The following is a 16,457-nucleotide window of genomic DNA, read 5'->3' as shown; positions in this document are numbered from 1 at the left end:
ACCGTGCGGACGCAGGTCGCCCCCACGGCCCGGATACCGGCCGCAGGCGCAGGCAGATGCCGACGACCTGTGTTCCCGCCCCTTGGCACTTCACCCGTTCGCCCCGTGCGCCGGTATCGCGTGCAGGGCCGCCATGGCATCGGGCGCCGACGCGCGCACGAGCCTGGAGTTCCACTACCATGACCGACAGTACCTTCCGCGTGGCCGACCTGGCCGGCGCCGGCGACGCCCTGCGCGCCAGCGGCGAGCGCGTGCCGACCTGGATCACCAAGGAAGCCGGCAATCGTCGCCTGCCGTTCGATGCGGCGCGCCTGCTGCGCAGCATCGATACCATCCACGCCGAGCTGCCGCAGCTGGATGTGGCCGACTATCGCCGCGTGGTGCTGGCGATGGTCGAGCGCAAGCCCAGCATCAGTGCCGATGATCTGGTGGATCTGCTGATCCGCGAAGCGGAATCGCGCGTCGACCTTGTCGCGCCGCAGTGGGAACAGTTCGCTGCACGCCTGTACCTGCGCCGGCTGTACAAGCGCGCCAGCCGCAACCGCTTCTACGATGTCAGCCTGAAGTACGGTTCCTACGTGGGCCTGCAGGAAAGCCTGGCCGACCGCGGCATCTACAGCAATGACATCCTGCGCTGCTATTCGAAGGAAGAGCTGCAGCAGGCCGGCGAGATGATCGACCCCGAGCGCGATCGTCTGTTCGCCTACAACGGGCTGTACCTGCTGGCCACGCGCTATCTGGCTACCGATCGCAGCCGCGAGGTGTATGAGCTGCCGCAGGAACGTTGGCTGACCATTGCCCTGTACCTGATGCAGAACGAGGGCGGGGCTGGTGAGAGCGGCCGCGTGCGCCGCATGCAGCTGGTGGGCGAGGCGTACTGGGCGTTGTCCAACCTGTACATGACCGTGGCCACGCCGACCCTGGCCAATGCCGGCAAGGTCGGCGGCCAGCTGTCGAGCTGCTTCATCGACACGGTGGACGACAGCCTGCAGGGCATCTATGACTCCAACACCGATATCGCCCGCGTATCCAAGCACGGTGGTGGTGTGGGTGCGTACCTGGGATACGTGCGCAGCAGTGGCGCGCCGATCCGCGGCGTGCCCAACTCGTCCGGCGGCGTGGTGCCGTGGATCAAGCAGCTCAACAACACGGCGGTGTCGGTCGACCAGCTCGGCCAGCGCAAGGGTGCAGTGGCGGTGTACCTGGACATCTGGCACCGCGACATCGAGGCGTTCATGGACCTGCGCCTTAACAACGGCGACCAGCGCCTGCGTGCGCATGATGTGTTCACCGCCATCTGCGTGCCGGACCTGTTCATGGAGGCCGTCGAGCGCCGTGCCGACTGGTACCTGTTCGATCCGCACGAGGTGAAGCAGGCCAAGGGCTGGTACCTGCAGGATTTCTACGACGAGAAGCGAGGGCAGGGCAGCTTCCGCGACCGCTACGCCGAACTGGTGGCCGACGAACGCATCAGCCGTCGCACGGTGAAGGCGATCGACCTGTTCAAGCGGATCATGCTCAGCCAGCTGGAAACCGGCAACCCGTTCCTGTTCTACCGCGACGAAGTGAACCGGAAGAACCCGAACAAGCATGCGGGCATGGTCTATTCCAGCAACCTGTGCACCGAGATCCTGCAGAACATGAGCCCGACGCGGATGATCCAGGAGATCGTCAGCGGCGACCAGATCGTCACCACCCGCCGCGCGGGCGACTTCGTGGTCTGCAACCTGTCGTCGATCAACCTCGGCAGTGCCATCACCGCCCCCGAGGATCTGCTGGCCAAGGATGTGCTGGAACGGTTGATTCCGATCCAGGTGCGCATGCTCGACAACGTGATCGATCTCAATGCGCTGCCGGTGCCGCAGGCCACCATCACCAACCGCAAGTACCGCGCCATCGGCCTGGGCACGTTCGGCTGGCACCACCTGCTGGCACAGCAGGCGATCCATTGGGAATCGCCCGAGGCCGAGGAACTGTCCGATCGCCTGTTCGAGCGCATCAACTTCCTGACCATCCAGGCCAGCGCGCAGCTGGCCAAGGAGAAGGGCAGCTATCCGATGTTCGCTGGCAGCGACTGGCACAACGGCAACTATTTCCGTGACCGCGATTACAGTGGCGCGGCTTGGGACAGTCTTGCGCGCGAGGTAGCGACCAACGGCCTGCGCAATGGCTGGCTGCTGGCGGTGGCGCCGAACATGAGCACCGCGCAGATCGCCGGGTCCACCGCGTCGATCGATCCGATCTACAGCGCGTTCTACTACGAGGAAAAGAAGGACTTCCGGCGGCCGGTGGCCGCGCCTGGCCTGTCGCTGGAAACCTGGCCGTACTACGAGAAGGGTGCCTACAAGGTCGACCAGTTCGCCAGCGTGCGGCAGAACGCACGCCGCCAGCGCCATGTGGACCAGTCGATCAGCTTCAACCTGTACGTGCCCAGCACGATCCGCGCCAGCACCCTGCTGGAGCTGCACCTGAGTGCCTGGCGGGAAGGGTTGAAGACCACCTACTACGTGCGCTCCAACGACATCGACATCAGCGAATGCGAGTGGTGCTCGAGCTGACCAGCCCGACCCCTCGGTGGTAGTGCCGGCCGCTGGCCGGCAACCCGTCAGCAACAGAACGAAGGCAGAAGACCATGGCAACACCCCTGGACCGCATCAAGATCCTCGAACCGCGCCACCCCAACCGCAGCACCGGCATCATCAACGGCCGCACCAGCGGCATCCTGAACTGGAACGACATTCCGTACCCGTCGTTCTATCGCGCCTACAAGGAGCTGTCGACCAACTTCTGGATCCCCGACGAAGTGGACATGAAGGTGGATGCACGCCAGTACGGCGAGCTCAACGCGCGCGAGAAGAACGCCTACGATTCCATCATCGGCCTGCTGGCCACGCTGGATTCGCCGCAGACGCGCTTCATCTACAACGTCGCCGAGTACATCACCGATCCGGCCGCGCACGCCAACGCGGCGATCATCGGCCAGCAGGAGGTGATCCACAACGAGAGCTACAGCTACGTGCTGGCCTCGATCACCGACCTGCCCAACCAGAACCGCATCTTCGAGATCGCCCGCACCCATCCCACCATCATCAAGCGCAACGCGCCGATCATGGGCGCCTATGACGATTTCATGCGCGAGAAGACTGCCGAAACCCTGCTGAAGTCGTTGATCCAGTCCTCGATCCTGGAAGGCATCAACTTCTATTCCGGCTTCGCGTACTTCTACAACATGGTGCGGCAGAACCGCATGAACGGCACCGGCAAGATCATCAGCTTCATCAACCGTGATGAGCTGGCCCACACCAAGTTCATCAGCGAGCTGATCCGCGCCATCATCGGCGAGAACCCGGAACTGCAGACCAACGAGCTGACCGCCTACGTGCACCAGTCGTTCGAACACGCCATCGAACTGGAAACCCAGTGGTCGGCGGAGGTGCTCGATGGCATCGATGGCATCGACGTGGACGAGATGGTGCGCTACGTGAAGTACCGCGCCAACAAGATGGCCGGCATGCTCGGCATCGAGCGCCTGTACAGCGACACCACCGACAACGTGATGCCGTGGATCAAGGCCTACGCCGACAACTTCACCGAGACCAAGACCGACTTCTTCGAGATGCGCAATGCAAGCTACAAGAAGACCAACGTCGACAACGGCTTCGACGACCTCTGAGCGCGGCCCGGCGCTGCGCATCCTGATCGTGGTGGCGTCGCTCAGCGGCAACACCCGTGAGCTCGGCCGCCACATCGCCGCGCGTTGCCGGGCCGCCGGCCACGCCGTGCACTGGCAGGAGGCCGACGACCTGCGCCAGGGCCCGCCGTTGCCGGTGGATGAGGCCGACCTGGTGCTGCTGGGCTGCTGGACCGACAACGCCGGGCGCACGCCATCGGAGATGAAGGCCTGGGTGGCAGGCATCGCCGAGCGCGGCCAGCGGCCGCGGCAGGTGGCGGTGTTCGGCACCGGTGAAACGCAGTGGGGGCAGCAGTATTACTGCGGTGCAGTGCACCGGCTGATCCGCTATTTCCACAGTGGCTACCCGCCGCTGGAGATCGAACAGATGCCACATGGCCGGCGGCATGCCGCGGCCATCGATACCTGGACCGATGCGGTCCTGGATCACTACTGGAGTACCACCGATGCAGATCATCGACGCCACCACGCCTGAGCAGTTCCAGCAGTTGCTGGCCGACCATCCACGCGTGCTGGTGGACTTCCACAAGGACCAGTGCCCGGGCTGCCGGATGCTGGACATGTCGCTGCAGCGGGTGGCCAGCGGCACTGCAGGGCAGGGCACGACCCTGCTGCGGGTGCAGCTGGAGGTGGTGGGCGAGGCGTTCTTCCGCGAGCTGGGCCTGCGGCAGACCCCTACGTTGTCGCTGTTCCTGGACGGTGACGAGCGCATGCGCATGCCGGGTTTCCAGTCGCCGCAGCAGATCGAAGCGGCGATCGCGGAGTTCCTGTAGCGCCGGTCATGCCACATCCACGCATGGCGTGGATCTACTGCAGGTCGCCAGCGGTAGCGCCGGGCCATGCCCGGCGGATTCCCAACGCGCGGATCAACCGGCTGCGAACGTATCCACCAGCAGCTTCACGTTCAGCACCACGATCACCAGCGCGATCACCCAGGCAATGCCGCCCAGCCAGCGCGGTGCCACCAGCGCGCCCATCGTCACCTTGTCGGTCACGATGCGTACCAGCGGGATGATCGCGAAGGGCAGCTGCATGGACAGCACCACCTGGCTCAGCACCAGCAGCTTCACCGCGCCCTGGTCGCCGAACAGCATGATGACCACCACCACCGGAATGATCGCCAGCGCGCGGGTGATCAGCCGCCGCAGCCACGGTGGCAGGCGCAGGCGCAGGAATCCTTCCATCACGATCTGCCCGGCCAGTGTCGCGGTCACCGTGGAGTTCAGGCCGGAGGCGAGCAGTGCCACCGCGAACAATGTCGAGGCCAGGCCGACGCCCAGCATCGGTGCCAGCAACTGGTGCGCCTGCTCGATGTCTTCCACGTCGAAGCGGCCGTTGGCATGGAATACCGCCGCTGCCAGGATCAGGATGCTGGCGTTGATGAACAGCGCCAGGGTCAAGGCAAAGGTGCTGTCGGTCACCGCCCAGCGCAGCGCGCTGCGACGGCCTTCATCGGTGCGTGGATAGGCACGGGTCTGCACGATGGAAGAATGCAGGTACAGGTTGTGCGGCATCACCGTGGCACCGATGATGCCGATGGCGATGTACAGCGCATGCGGATCGGTGACCACCTGCGCGCGCGGAATGAAACCGCCCAGCACCTGCATCACCGGCGGCGCGGCCAGCGCGATCTGCACCATGAAGCAGCCGAAGATCACCAGCAGCAGTGCGATCACGAAGGCTTCCAGCGCGCGGAAACCGCGGTTCATCAACAGCAGCACCAGCAGCGTGTCCAGCGCGGTGATCACCGCGCCCCACAGCAGCGGCAGATCGAACAACAGTTTCAGCGCGATGGCCGTGCCGATCACTTCGGCCAGGTCGCAGGCGATGATCGCCGCTTCGCACAACGCCCACAGCGCCAGGTTCACCGGCTTGGGGTAGCGCGCACGGCAGGCCTGCGCCAGGTCCATGCCGGTGGCGATGCCCAGCCGTGCCGACAGCGCCTGCAGGATCACCGCCATCAGGTTGGAGATCAGGATGACCGACAGCAGCAGATAGCCGAAGCGTGAGCCACCTGCGAGATCGGTCGCCCAGTTGCCCGGATCCATGTAACCCACCGACACCATGTAGCCGGGGCCCAGGAAGGCCAGCAGCCGGAACCACCAATGGCCCTTTTCGGGTACGGCGATCGACGCGTTGAGCGCACCCAGGCTGGCCGCGGTGGAGGCCGGAGAGTCGGTGGGCGCGACAGTGTTCATGGCTGCCAATATAGCCACTGCTATATCGCATAGCAATGTGAAACAATCGTCTTTACTGCGTCACTGGTCCAGAATTCAGGTTCGCACCCGGATGACAACTGCAGGACAGGCACACGCGTGGGCAAGACGGACGATTCGACATCGCTGAAAAGCACCCCCTTGATCGAGGCCGAGCGCCAGGTCGAGAGCTTCCGGCAAGTGCGCGAAGCACACCGGATGGAGCTGGTGGAGGATTATGTCGAGCTGATCTCCGACCTGCTGGCCGACGGCGGCGAGGCCCGCCAGGTCGACATCGCCACCCGCCTCGGTGTGGCCCAGCCGACCGTGGCGAAGATGCTGCGCCGGCTGGCCCGCGATGGCTGGGTGGTGCAGCGCCCGTACCGCGGCGTGTTCCTGACCCCGGAGGGCGAGGCGCTGGCCCATGCCAGCCGCCAACGCCACCAGACCGTGGAGCGCTTCCTGCTGGCGCTGGGCGTGGACCCGGATACCGCGCGACGTGATGCCGAGGGCATCGAGCACCACGTCAGCGAACAGACACTGGCGCTGTTCGACGCATTCGTGCGCAAGGCCGAGGGCGGTTCCGCCGAACGGTAGCGCCGGGCCATGCCCGGCGGGCGCGTTGCCGCTTCACGCATTTCGCCGGGCATGGCCCGGCGCTACCGGGGTTGAACGCCGTCATAGGGGCAGTGCGCCTGCTGTTGCGCACATGCCCGCTTCCACCATTCCTGCAGTACCGGTTGCAGCCCGCGGTAATGGCGCCCCTGCCAACCATTGGCCAGCACCGTGCCCTGCGCATCGATCAGCACCAGGTTGGGCGGGGCCGGGCCCGCCAATGCCTGCAGCGCTGGCATGCGCTGCGCACGACGCGGGTCAAGCACCGGCCACGGCATCTGCTGCAGGTGCATGTAGCGCCGCAACGCCGCCTCGCTTTCATCCAGGCTGACATACACCACTTCGGTATCGGCGCCGGCCTCGCGCAGCGCGTCGCGCACGACGCGCAGGGTCGGCACGAAAGCGTGGCAGGGCGCGCACCAGTCGGCGCCGAAGTACAGCGCGATCAGCGTTGGCGGTGGCGACCACTGCATCGGGCGCAGGGCACGTGGCTCGGGCCGCATCAGCGAGGAGGAGACCTGCGCATGCAGGTCGGCAGCCACTGCCGGCCATGCCAGTGCCAGCAACAGCGCGGGCAGCCAGCTAGAACGCATAGCGCAGGTTGACGTACCACGAGCGGGCGAAGCGAGGACCGTACACGTAATCGCTGTCGCGCAGCGCGCCGCTTTCCAGATCCTTCTGCCGCTGGTCGAACACGTTCTTGACCCCCGCCGCCACCGACACTTCCTGCTGTGCCTGCGCACCCAGATGGCGATGCCAGCGCGCGCCGAGGTCGGTGACCAGGAAGGCGCGGGTGCGATGCAGCTCGCCCAGCCGGTTGTTGAGCACCGGCATCGATCCGGTGTGGCGCAGCGCCAGGAACGTCTCCCAGGGCTCGGCCGGCATCCAGCTGAGTTGGGCCAGGCCGGTCCAGCGCGGGGTTTTCAGATAGTCGCGGCTGTCGATGACGGTGTCGCCGCCGTCGGCGGTGTCGTCGAAGATGCGCTGCGGCTCGCGGAACTGCGAGCGGTACCACGATGCGCCGGCAGTCAGCCGCCACTGCGGGGAGGGCTGCCAGCCGAGGTTGGTTTCCACGCCCAGCACGTTCGAGCCGGAGGCGTTGTAGCGCAGCTGCGTCAGCTGGCCATCATCGCCGCGCTGGATCTCGCCCAGCGCGAAGGTATCGCGGATGCGTGCGTAGGACGCGGTGGCATCCCAGGTCCATACCGGGTCGGCCGGATCGGAGCGCCAGTCGAACCCGAACAGGGTGGTCAGCGCGCGCTCCTCCTTCAGGCCACGGGTGTTGCGCACGCGCACCTGCTCGCCGCCGAGGGTATCGACGTGGACATCCTCGACGAAGATTTCCGGCGCACGGAAGCCGGTGGCGATGCCGGCTCGCCATTTCAGCCGTGGCGTGGCCTGCCAGGCCAGGGCGATACGCGGTGAGAACACGGCGCTGTCCAGTTCCGAACTCTTGTCCACGCGCGCGCCCAGCACCAGGTCGACGTCCTCGCGTACGCTCCATTCGTCCTGCACGAACGCGCCGAGGTTGTGGAAGGTTGCATCCTCGAGCACGGCCAGGCGCTGGCCGGCACCATCGCGATTGTCGTCACGCAGGCCCTCATGCTTGTACTGAACGCCGAACGCCAGCGTGTGTGCACCCAGCTGCCAGTTCAACTGGCTGTCGATGTAGTGCAGCGGGTTGTGGGTGCGCCCGTACTGGCGCCATGAGCGTGATGCAGCGCTGCCCGGTACGTTCGGGTCCAGTTGCGAAGGATCGTAGCCGGGTGCGGACGGATCGGTGACCACGTCGCCGAGTCCGCCATAGAAGCTGTCGCGGTCGATGTCGGCGAAGGCATAGGCCAGGCGGAAGTCGACGTCGCCGCTCACCTCCTGGTCCCATGACAGGCTGCCGCGGCGGTAGTTCGTGTCCAGCGATTCGGCGATGTTGGCCAGGTGTTCGGGCTGGTCCAGGCGGTTGCCACCGCGACGGCTCTCATCGGTCACCTGCAGGTCCAACCGCAGGCGCGTGCCCGGAGTGGGCGCATACCAGGCCTGCAGGCCACCGACCTTGAGGTTCTTGCGGGTGATCTCGGTATAGCCGTCGCCGTTGTAGTCGATGCCGCTGTTCCAGTTGCGCTGGGCGATCACCGACAGTCCCGCGTCGGCTTCGCTGGCGACCAGATCCAGGCGCACGTCGGCGTTCTTCTGCGGCGTGCCCTTCAGAACATCCACGCCCGCCTGCACATGGCCGCCGCTGCGTGCCGGCAGCGGCGGAACCAGATTGATGACACCGGCTACGGCGCCCGGCCCGTACAGCGACGAACCACCGCCCTTGACCACTTCGATGCGGTCGACGAAGCCGGCGGGAATCTGTTCCAGTCCATACACACTGCCCAGCGTGGACAACAGTGGAATGCCATCGAACAGCAGCTGGTTGTAGGCACCGGGAAGGCCCAGCAGCTGCACTTCGCTGGTGTTGCAGTTCTGGCAGTTGCTCTCCACCCGCAGGCCGTTGATCAGCTCGACCGCGCGGGAGAAGTCGGTGGCCGCGCGCAGCGCGATGTCCTCCTTGCGCAGTACCTCGGTGCGGATCGGCACGTCTGACAGCAGGCGTTCGCTGCGGGTGGCTGTGCTGACTTTCACCTGCACGCGGTCCAGCTCGGTAGGCGAAGGCGGTGCGGCGAATGCGGTCACCGGCAGGGCGGCGGCAATACCGGCAGCCAGCGGCAGCCGGCGGAGAAGGGAGGCGGCAATGCGCATGAGGGCGTCGTCCTTGGGGAGGGAGGGCGGCGAGGGCGACCTGGCTGGCGCACATGAAAGCAGATGGTCATCAACATAGCAATGGCTATATTGGGGTCTGGGCGCGTGCGTAAACCGTGGCCTTTACTCGAACGTAAGTGTTATAACATTACACACTACGCACACGCGTGTGCCGGTGGTCATGCACCGGAAGCGGTCAGCCGCGGCGGAAGGCGGCGGGAGTGCGCGCGCCGACGATGATCATGCGGATCATCGTGGAGATCTGTTCGACCAGTTCCGGATCGTTCTCAGGGGGCTGGTCCATGGCCGAAGCGCCCATCGCAAACACCAGCCGGGTGATCGCCATCGACACCAGTTCCGGCTTGTACAGCACCGCGCCATCCAGTGCGGCCAGGCGCACCAGGTCATGCTGCAGTTCTTCTTCGAAGTAGTGCAGTTCGCGTTCGACCGCGTGCTTGAAATCGTCCGAGCCGACCGCGCCTTCGCGTAACAGTACGTGCAGCAGCTTGTCGTCGGCACGCAGCTGTTCCATGAAGGTTTCCACCGACACGCGTACCACGCTGGTGGCGCTGGACGTAGCGCGCTGGCGGGCTTCACCGATGATGGTGCGCAGCGAGCGCCCAGCCACGTCGATCAAGGCGACGGCCAGTTCGTCCATGTCGCGGAACTGGCGGTAGAAGCTGTTGGGTGCGATGCCCGCCTCGCGCGCGACTTCGCGCAGGCTGAGGGTGGAGAGGCTGCGATGCGGGCCGATCAGTTTCAACGCGGCGGCCAGCAGATCTTCGCGGCTCACCGTACGGCGGGCCGGGCTGCTGGCATCTTCAGGCGGAGACAGAACGGTGGCGGCGGCCATGGTACTTCCGGAGGGGCAAGGCTGAATCATACCCAATCCGGTGCAATATACACATGTATACACAGCTGTGTGTGCGGCCGTATAGTGCATCCATGAGCGCTGTCGTCCGTCCTTCCCTGTTTTCCCCGTACCGCTGGCTGTCGCCGTCGCTGTTCGACTTCTGGGCGGGCCAGCTGAATCCGTTGTGGACCCTGCGTGAGCCGATGGCCCGCCTGGTACGGCGCGAGCCGGCCGGCGAGGGCGCCGCCACCCTGGTCCTGCGCTGCAACCGGCACTGGGCCGGGATGCGCGCCGGCCAGCACGTCACCCTGGGCGTCGAGCTTGAGGGGCGTGTATTGCGCCGCAGCTACAGCCCGACCCGCCTGGGCCGTCGTGAGCTGGCCATTACCGTCAAGGCGGTGGAAGGCGGCAAGGTCAGCCAGCATCTGGTAGCGCATGCCAAGCCGGGCGACCTGTTCCGGCTGGATGCGGCCTTCGGTGATTTCCACATGCCCGCCGCAGCGCCGGTACTGCTGCTGGCGGCCGGCAGCGGCATCACGCCCATGCGCAGCCTGCTGCGCGACGCCTGCCAGCGCCCGCTGGCGGCGCCGGTCGACCTGTTCTACTGGGAGCGCAGCGCCGCGGCGTTCCAGTTCCGTGATGAACTGCAGGCGCTGGCCGCAGCGAACCCGAACCTGCGCGTGCATCTGCTGACCACCCGCGAAGGCGAGGTGCCGGCCGCGCGCATCGACAGCCACACGTTGGCCGTTGCCGGTGACGACACCCCGCTGGCGCAGCGCCATGTGCTGGCCTGTGGCCCGGATGGCTTCGTTGCCGCTGCGCGCACGCGGCTGGCGCAGCAGGTGGCCGGCTTCCAGGCTGAAGCCTTTACGCCGCCTGCGGCACTCAGTGATGCCGACAGCCTGGGTGAGGTTGCATTGACCCTGGCCCGCAGCGGCCGGCGGCTGATCGTGCCGCGTGGCCGCTCGCTGCTGCAAAGCCTGGAGGCGCAGGGCATCGCGCCCAAGCACGGCTGCCGCATGGGCATCTGCAACAGCTGTACCTGTGAACGCGTCAGTGGCACCACCCGCCACCTGCGCACCGGCGATACCCAGTCCGAAACGGCCGTGCCGGTGCGGATCTGCGTGAGCGCGCCGACCACCGACCTGACCCTGGATCTCTGAGGACTCCGCTGCCATGACCCGCGCTACCGACCGTGCCCTGAGCCCTGCCGAGATGCAGACGTTTGGTGAGGAACTCGATGCGATCCGCGACCGTGTGATCGGCAGCCTCGGCGCCTCCGACACCCGTTACATCCGCCGCGTCGCAGCGGCTGTGCGCTGGTCCGGCGTGCTCGGCCGCAGCCTGCTGTTCCTGGGCGCGTTCTCTCCGTTGTTCTGGGCGCCGCTGCTGTGGCCGGCCTGCATCGCCGGCACGCTGCTGCTGGCGCTGGCCAAGATCCTGGAAAACATGGAACTGGGCCACAACGTGATGCACGGCCAGTACGACTGGACCGGCGATCCCAAGCTCAACGGCAACACCTACGAATGGGACATCGTTGCCACCGCCGACAACTGGCGCAAGACCCATAATTTCCGCCACCACACCTACACCAACGTGCGTGGCATGGACGATGACATCGGCTATGGCCTGCTGCGCATCTTCCCGGAACAGCGCTGGAAGCCGTTCTACCTGCTGCAGCCGATCATCGCACCGATCTTCGCGCTGCTGTTCCAGTGGGGCGTGGCGGCGCAGGACCTGCGCCTGGGGCGCTGGTTCAAGGGCCGCATCAGCAGCCGTGCGATGTGGCTGCAGACCCGTCCGGTGGCCCGCAAGATGATCCGCCAGGTGCTGAAGGACTACGTGTTCTTCCCGCTGCTGGCCGGTCCGTTCTTCCTGCCGGTGATGCTGGGCAACATGGTGGCCAACGGCCTGCGCAACATCTGGACCTACGTGATCATCTTCTGCGGCCACTTCACCGCCGAATCGGAAACCTTCCCGAAGGAATGCCTGCGCAATGAATCGCGTGGCCACTGGTACCTGCGCCAGCTGCGCGGTTCGTCCAACATCAGCGGTGGTTTCGTGATCAACGTGCTGTCGGGCAACCTCAGCCACCAGATCGAGCACCACTTCTACCCGGACCTGCCGGCCAACCGCTATGCGGCCATCGCCAAGGAAGTGAAGGAAATCTGCCGGCGCTACGGCCAGCACTACAACAACGGCTCGCTGCCGCGGCAGTTCACCCAGGTGGTCTGGCGCATCCTGCGCCACGCGTTCCCGAGCAAGCCGCGCCGCCTGCCGATGCCGGACATCATGCCGGCACCGGCGTCGGCCAACGCCGGCTGAGTCTTCAGCCGGCCTTCGCCAACAGCGCAGGTGAATCGCGATCGAGCCTGCGCAGGAACACCTGCATTTCCTTGCGGGCCTGCTGGTCGCCCTTGCTGCCGGCCACGCTGAGCCCGCGCTGCCACGCTTCGCGCGCCGCCTGCGGCTGGCCACCGGCCAGCCAGGCCTTGCCCAGCAGCTTCCACGCCGCCGAATAGTCCGGGTCCAGCACCACGCAGCGGCCCAGATGGGTGGCTGCGCGCACCGGGTCGCCGGCATCCAGCCAGCTCTTGCCCAGGCCGAAGCGCAGCAGTGCGCTGTCCTTGCCGGCGGCAAGCATCCTCTCCAGCGTTTCGATGTCCATCAGCGCACCTCCAGCAGGGTTTCCACCGGTCCCGCCTGGAAGCGGCCGCGATGGAACAGCAGCGGTGCACCGCCTGCTTCCTGCACATCGACAATGCGCCCGGCCAGCAACAGGTGATCGCCGACCGGCCACTGCGCGTGGCGGGTGCAGGTGAGATGGATCACGGCACCGGCGATACGCGGTGGCGCATCTTCGCCGTCGTCCAGCAAGGGCACATCTGTGAATCGATGGCGCACCTGCGGATCGGCGAACCGGCGCGCCAGGGCTTCCTGGCCAGCGCCGAGCACGCTGATCGCAAAGCGGGTGGCGCGCTGGAACGTGGACAGGCTCTGCGCATGCAGGGCGAGGTTCCACAGCACCAGTGGCGGCTGCAGCGAGATCGGCACGAACGAGTTGATGGTCAGCCCCTGCGGTTTTCCCTGTGCGTCGCGGGCGCAGACGATCGCCACGCCGGTAGGGAAATGGCCGAGCAACCGCCGCAGCGCACGCGGCGGCAGACTGACCGATGGCACCGGTGCCGGAGCGGGGAACACCCCCGCCCACGGCCCGGCGTATGCACCGGAGTCCGCGTTCATGCGGCCCTGGCCTGGCGGTAGCGCCGGCCGACCTCGGCCCAGTTGATGAGGTTGAAGAACGCGCCGATGTAGTCCGGGCGACGGTTCTGGTAATGCAGGTAGTAGGCGTGCTCCCAGACATCCAGGGCAAGGATCGGGGTGTTGCCGGAGGCGCCCACCGCCGCGCCCATCAGCGGGCTGTCCTGGTTGGCGCTGCTCTCGACCTGCAGGCGGCCCTGGTGATCGACGGTGAGCCACGCCCAGCCGCTGCCGAAACGGGTCTGCGCGGCCTTGCTGAAGGTTTCCTTGAAGGCGTCGTAGCCACCGAGGTCGCGATCGATGGCCGCGGCAAGCGCGTCATCGGCGGTGCCGCCATTGGCGCTGAGCACGGTCCAGAACAGGCTGTGGTTGGCGTGGCCGCCGCCGTTGTTGCGCACTGCACGGCGGATCGATTCGGGCAGGGCGTCGAGGTCGGCGATCAGGGTTTCCACCGGTTGTGCCGGCAGGCTCGCCTGTTCCAGCGCGGCATTGAGGTTGTTGACGTAGGCCTGGTGATGCTTGCTGTGATGGATCTCCATCGTGCGCGCATCGAAGTGCGGCTCGAGGGCGTCGTAGGCATAGGGGAGGGCGGGAAGCGAGTACGGCATCGAGACTGTCTCCGTGGGGTAGGCCAGGGGTATGGCCGTGGGGAGACTGTTATCGCACCTCAACATTGGTTGAGGTCAAGCGGGGTGGTTGAAAAGAGGGCGCTGTCGGCGCGTTGACTGCCCCGGGGTCGCGTGGGCGGATGGGCCCATGCAGGACACGCCGTAAACCCATCCATGGGGGCTCGATGGCGCCATCCATGGCGCCAACGGTCCTGCATGGGCCCATCCGCCCACGCAGGACAGGTCCACGCGCCGGCGCGGAGGCGACGTCAAAGGCGAGAGCAGAAGCAGCAGGGTAGTGCCGGCCGCTGGCCGGCAGCTGGTGATGGTCGGGGCTGCCGGCCAGCGGCCGGCACTACCTGTATCCGTCGAATCCTGCGTCTGGCGTCAGCTCAGCCATTCCTTGCAGCCGCTATCAACCTGATCACCACAGGCCGCCTGCATCCGCTGCTGCAGCCGCGCCAGCGTGTCCGCACCCTTGTGCTTGGCGCTCCACGACTGCAGCTGTCCGGCCAGCCGTTCGAAGCGCTGGCGCGTGCGCTGGTGGTAGCCGGACGGCTGCTTGTCCAGCTCGGCGATCAAGGCCTCGGTGGCATGCTCGATACGCGGTGCATCATCGGGTGCCAGCCGCAGCAGGCCTTCCACGTACAGCACGCCCCACTGCACGCGCGTGGCAGGGCCCTGCGCGCCTTCATAGGCACGCTTCAGCCATTCCAGGGCGCCGGCGGTATCACCACGCTGCTCGGCCAGCTCGGCCAGTTCCGGCATGTAGTAATAAGGCTGCTCGCTGCGCTTCAGCTCTGCCAGCAGCAAGGCCTCGGCGCCTGCATCATCATCGACCTGACGCAGCGCGTAGACGGCACTGCTGATGGTGGCCTGGCGCGCGTGTGCATCGGTGGCTGCGGCATCGGCGGCGGCCACGCGCTGCTTTACGCGCTGCACCAATGCTGCCGGCAGCGCGCCTTCAGGCTGCTGCTGGCGTGCCAGCGCCAACTCGGTCAACGCACGTGACAAGGCATCGTCTGCGCGATCACCACGCGCGGCATCGGCACGTTCCAGCGCGACCAGCAACTGCTGGCCGAGGGCATTGCTGCTGGCCGGACCGGCGCTGGCCTGCTTGACCAGCCCGGCGCCGGCATACCCCAGCAGCTCGCGGTTGCGACGTACCTCCGCCGGTTGTGCCAGCACCGCCTGCAACAGTTCGCGTACCTGGGTGGGCGCTGCCGTCGGTTTCTCGGCGGTAGCCAAGGCGAGCAGCGCGAAGCGACGCTGCAGCGCAGGCTCGGGTGCGGCCTTGGCCAGCTGCTGCAGCACGTCCCGGGCGCTGCGCTTGCCAGCCAGGCGGTTGGCATCCACCTCCCAGCCGTAATCGCCCAGTACCTGCCAGTCTTCGGCGCCAAGCGTGGCCGGCGTCGCCAGCGCGGTCGCAAGTGTTTCGGCGACAGCGCTGCGGCGGCTGGCGGCGACGATCAGGGCCCGGGTCAGTTCGGCCGCGTCGTTGCCGCCGGCCACGCGGGTGATTTCGTTGCGCTGCGGGTCGAGCACGATCAGGGTCGGATAGCCGCGCACGCCGAAGCGTTCGCCCCATGCCTGCGCGCCTTCTTCGTCGCCGTCCAGGTAGACCGGTACGAATTTGCCGGTCAGTGCGATGAAGGCCGGATCCTTGAACAGCCCTGCCTTGAGCTGGTTGCACGGCGGGCACCACACCGTGCCCCAGTACAGCAGCACCGGCTTGCCACTCTCGGCGGCTTCGTTGAACGCATCATCCACGTCGCCCTGGCGCCAGGCGATGGCGGAGGCCGGGGCGGTCGATGCCGCCTTCGCCGTCGGTACCGGCGCGGACGCGGGGGAGCAGGCGCTCAGGGCCGAGGCCAACAGCAACAGGGAAAGCGCGACGCGCATCGGCAGCATCTCGAAGGACAGGGTGGTGGGCCATTGTAGGAACGGTCGCGGTGCTGGCTGATGCAGTTTGCTTATGTCGCACGCGCAGCACGGCATGTGGGCTGGGTATCAGTGCGGACCAGGGGGCGCAGCCACCGGAGCGGGCACCGCCAACACCAACGGCTGGTAGATCAGGCCGTGGTACTCGCCGACGTCGCCATCCAGCACGAACCCATAGTGTTCGTAGGCCGGCACCGCGTTGAGCGAGGCGCGCACGGTCATCTGCGGGCCGCGTACCTGCGGCAGCACCGCCTGCAGCAGGGCACGACCGATGCCTTGCCCCTGCAGCTCCGGCGCGACGAACAGCATCGCCAGGTGCTGGCCCGCCTTCAGTTCCACCACGCCGACCACACGGCCCTCCTGTTCGGCCACCAGGATGTGGTTGTCACCCTGCAGGCGCTCGGCGAACGCGCTGGCTGCGGCCACGTTGCCGAAGGTGGCGATGCCCTCGGCGGTAAGCATGGGCGCAACGGCTGCAGTGAAGGCCGCCACGCACACCGCGCTGATCGCGGGCAGGTCATCGACGTGGGCGGGACGGATCCTGGGCATGC

The 16,457-nt window shown here is 66.7% G+C and carries 16 protein-coding genes; 7 read left to right on the top strand and 9 right to left on the bottom strand.

Annotated features, from left to right (window positions below; translation table 11 throughout):
- Positions 1–179 precede the first annotated feature (179 nt).
- The 4 genes from CLM74_RS12580 (at position 180) to CLM74_RS12565 (ending at position 4,464) form a co-directional block, all read left to right on the top strand.
- Positions 180–2,558 (top strand): ribonucleoside-diphosphate reductase subunit alpha, encoded by a 2,379-nt coding sequence (locus tag CLM74_RS12580; protein ID WP_105164231.1) that lies wholly within the window; start codon positions 180–182, stop codon positions 2,556–2,558.
- A gap of 74 nt (positions 2,559–2,632) precedes the next feature.
- Positions 2,633–3,673, top strand: a complete 1,041-nt coding sequence (locus CLM74_RS12575; protein ID WP_025878567.1) for a ribonucleotide-diphosphate reductase subunit beta — start codon at positions 2,633–2,635, stop codon at positions 3,671–3,673.
- A gap of 13 nt (positions 3,674–3,686) precedes the next feature.
- A complete protein-coding gene (locus tag CLM74_RS12570; protein WP_234003480.1) occupies positions 3,687–4,166 on the top strand; it encodes a flavodoxin in 480 nt (159 codons plus the stop codon).
- Positions 4,138–4,464: a thioredoxin family protein gene (locus CLM74_RS12565; RefSeq protein WP_032975313.1), complete on the top strand. Its 327-nt coding sequence runs from the start codon at positions 4,138–4,140 to the stop codon at positions 4,462–4,464. Before CLM74_RS12570 ends, CLM74_RS12565 begins: the two co-directional genes overlap by 29 nt.
- A gap of 93 nt (positions 4,465–4,557) precedes the next feature.
- Here the strand turns inward: CLM74_RS12565 and CLM74_RS12560 are convergent, their stop codons facing one another.
- On the bottom strand, positions 4,558–5,889 hold the full coding sequence (locus CLM74_RS12560) for an Nramp family divalent metal transporter (RefSeq protein ID WP_025878570.1): 1,332 nt from the start codon (positions 5,887–5,889) through the stop codon (positions 4,558–4,560).
- A 117-nt stretch (positions 5,890–6,006) separates the two neighbouring features.
- Between CLM74_RS12560 and mntR the strand changes: the two genes are divergently transcribed.
- Positions 6,007–6,483, top strand: coding sequence for a manganese-binding transcriptional regulator MntR (gene mntR, locus CLM74_RS12555; RefSeq protein ID WP_025878571.1), 477 nt, complete (start codon positions 6,007–6,009; stop codon positions 6,481–6,483).
- Between the two features lie 62 nt (positions 6,484–6,545).
- Here mntR and CLM74_RS12550 read toward each other — a convergent pair whose 3' ends face one another.
- The 3 genes from CLM74_RS12550 to fabR all read right to left on the bottom strand — a co-directional run bounded on the left by CLM74_RS12550 (position 6,546) and on the right by fabR (position 10,096).
- The gene (locus tag CLM74_RS12550) at positions 6,546–7,094 is read right to left on the bottom strand and encodes a thioredoxin-like domain-containing protein (protein WP_105164229.1); all 549 of its coding nucleotides are present in this window, start codon (positions 7,092–7,094) and stop codon (positions 6,546–6,548) included.
- On the bottom strand, positions 7,084–9,243 hold the full coding sequence (locus CLM74_RS12545) for a TonB-dependent receptor (protein WP_105164228.1): 2,160 nt from the start codon (positions 9,241–9,243) through the stop codon (positions 7,084–7,086). The genes CLM74_RS12550 and CLM74_RS12545 overlap by 11 nt, the downstream gene beginning before the upstream one ends.
- A gap of 196 nt (positions 9,244–9,439) precedes the next feature.
- The gene (gene fabR / locus CLM74_RS12540; RefSeq protein ID WP_025878574.1) at positions 9,440–10,096 is read right to left on the bottom strand and encodes an HTH-type transcriptional repressor FabR; all 657 of its coding nucleotides are present in this window, start codon (positions 10,094–10,096) and stop codon (positions 9,440–9,442) included.
- A 92-nt stretch (positions 10,097–10,188) separates the two neighbouring features.
- Between fabR and CLM74_RS12535 the strand changes: the two genes are divergently transcribed.
- Both CLM74_RS12535 and CLM74_RS12530 read left to right on the top strand, forming a co-directional pair.
- A complete protein-coding gene (locus CLM74_RS12535) occupies positions 10,189–11,259 on the top strand; it encodes a ferredoxin reductase (protein ID WP_234003348.1) in 1,071 nt (356 codons plus the stop codon).
- A 13-nt stretch (positions 11,260–11,272) separates the two neighbouring features.
- On the top strand, positions 11,273–12,421 hold the full coding sequence (locus CLM74_RS12530) for an acyl-CoA desaturase (RefSeq protein ID WP_025878576.1): 1,149 nt from the start codon (positions 11,273–11,275) through the stop codon (positions 12,419–12,421).
- Between the two features lie 4 nt (positions 12,422–12,425).
- Here the strand turns inward: CLM74_RS12530 and CLM74_RS12525 are convergent, their stop codons facing one another.
- The 5 genes from CLM74_RS12525 to CLM74_RS12505 all read right to left on the bottom strand — a co-directional run bounded on the left by CLM74_RS12525 (position 12,426) and on the right by CLM74_RS12505 (position 16,455).
- The gene (locus CLM74_RS12525) at positions 12,426–12,764 is read right to left on the bottom strand and encodes a tetratricopeptide repeat protein (RefSeq protein ID WP_033831318.1); all 339 of its coding nucleotides are present in this window, start codon (positions 12,762–12,764) and stop codon (positions 12,426–12,428) included.
- On the bottom strand, positions 12,764–13,339 hold the full coding sequence (locus tag CLM74_RS12520) for a flavin reductase family protein (RefSeq protein WP_025878578.1): 576 nt from the start codon (positions 13,337–13,339) through the stop codon (positions 12,764–12,766). Before CLM74_RS12520 ends, CLM74_RS12525 begins: the two co-directional genes overlap by 1 nt.
- Positions 13,336–13,965 (bottom strand): Fe-Mn family superoxide dismutase, encoded by a 630-nt coding sequence (locus CLM74_RS12515; RefSeq protein WP_105164226.1) that lies wholly within the window; start codon positions 13,963–13,965, stop codon positions 13,336–13,338. Before CLM74_RS12515 ends, CLM74_RS12520 begins: the two co-directional genes overlap by 4 nt.
- A 387-nt stretch (positions 13,966–14,352) precedes the next feature.
- Positions 14,353–15,876 carry a thioredoxin family protein gene (locus tag CLM74_RS12510; protein WP_105164225.1) on the bottom strand — a complete coding sequence of 508 codons (1,524 nt, stop codon included), beginning with the start codon at positions 15,874–15,876 and terminating at the stop codon, positions 14,353–14,355.
- A 99-nt stretch (positions 15,877–15,975) separates the two neighbouring features.
- Entirely contained in the window at positions 15,976–16,455 is a 480-nt protein-coding gene (locus CLM74_RS12505) for a GNAT family N-acetyltransferase (protein WP_105164224.1), read from the bottom strand.
- Positions 16,456–16,457 lie beyond the last annotated feature (2 nt).

The sequence above is a fragment of the Stenotrophomonas sp. MYb57 genome (assembly GCF_002966815.1).
Classification (GTDB): domain Bacteria; phylum Pseudomonadota; class Gammaproteobacteria; order Xanthomonadales; family Xanthomonadaceae; genus Stenotrophomonas; species Stenotrophomonas indicatrix.
The sequence above is the reverse complement of the archived record's forward strand: the minus strand, read 5'-3'. Positions and strand labels throughout refer to the sequence as shown.

Coding starts and splice junctions, on each gene's coding strand:
- CLM74_RS12510 (WP_105164225.1), bottom strand. CDS start 15,876: ATGCTGCCGATGCGCGTCGCGCTTTCCCTGTTGCTGTTGGCCTCGGCC.
- CLM74_RS12505 (WP_105164224.1), bottom strand. CDS start 16,455: ATGCCCAGGATCCGTCCCGCCCACGTCGATGACCTGCCCGCGATCAGC.
- CLM74_RS12560 (WP_025878570.1), bottom strand. CDS start 5,889: ATGAACACTGTCGCGCCCACCGACTCTCCGGCCTCCACCGCGGCCAGC.
- CLM74_RS12565 (WP_032975313.1), top strand. CDS start 4,138: ATGCAGATCATCGACGCCACCACGCCTGAGCAGTTCCAGCAGTTGCTG.
- CLM74_RS12575 (WP_025878567.1), top strand. CDS start 2,633: ATGGCAACACCCCTGGACCGCATCAAGATCCTCGAACCGCGCCACCCC.
- CLM74_RS12525 (WP_033831318.1), bottom strand. CDS start 12,764: ATGGACATCGAAACGCTGGAGAGGATGCTTGCCGCCGGCAAGGACAGC.
- fabR (WP_025878574.1), bottom strand. CDS start 10,096: ATGGCCGCCGCCACCGTTCTGTCTCCGCCTGAAGATGCCAGCAGCCCG.
- CLM74_RS12520 (WP_025878578.1), bottom strand. CDS start 13,339: ATGAACGCGGACTCCGGTGCATACGCCGGGCCGTGGGCGGGGGTGTTC.
- CLM74_RS12530 (WP_025878576.1), top strand. CDS start 11,273: ATGACCCGCGCTACCGACCGTGCCCTGAGCCCTGCCGAGATGCAGACG.
- CLM74_RS12550 (WP_105164229.1), bottom strand. CDS start 7,094: ATGCGTTCTAGCTGGCTGCCCGCGCTGTTGCTGGCACTGGCATGGCCG.
- CLM74_RS12515 (WP_105164226.1), bottom strand. CDS start 13,965: ATGCCGTACTCGCTTCCCGCCCTCCCCTATGCCTACGACGCCCTCGAG.
- CLM74_RS12535 (WP_234003348.1), top strand. CDS start 10,189: ATGAGCGCTGTCGTCCGTCCTTCCCTGTTTTCCCCGTACCGCTGGCTG.
- CLM74_RS12580 (WP_105164231.1), top strand. CDS start 180: ATGACCGACAGTACCTTCCGCGTGGCCGACCTGGCCGGCGCCGGCGAC.
- CLM74_RS12545 (WP_105164228.1), bottom strand. CDS start 9,243: ATGCGCATTGCCGCCTCCCTTCTCCGCCGGCTGCCGCTGGCTGCCGGT.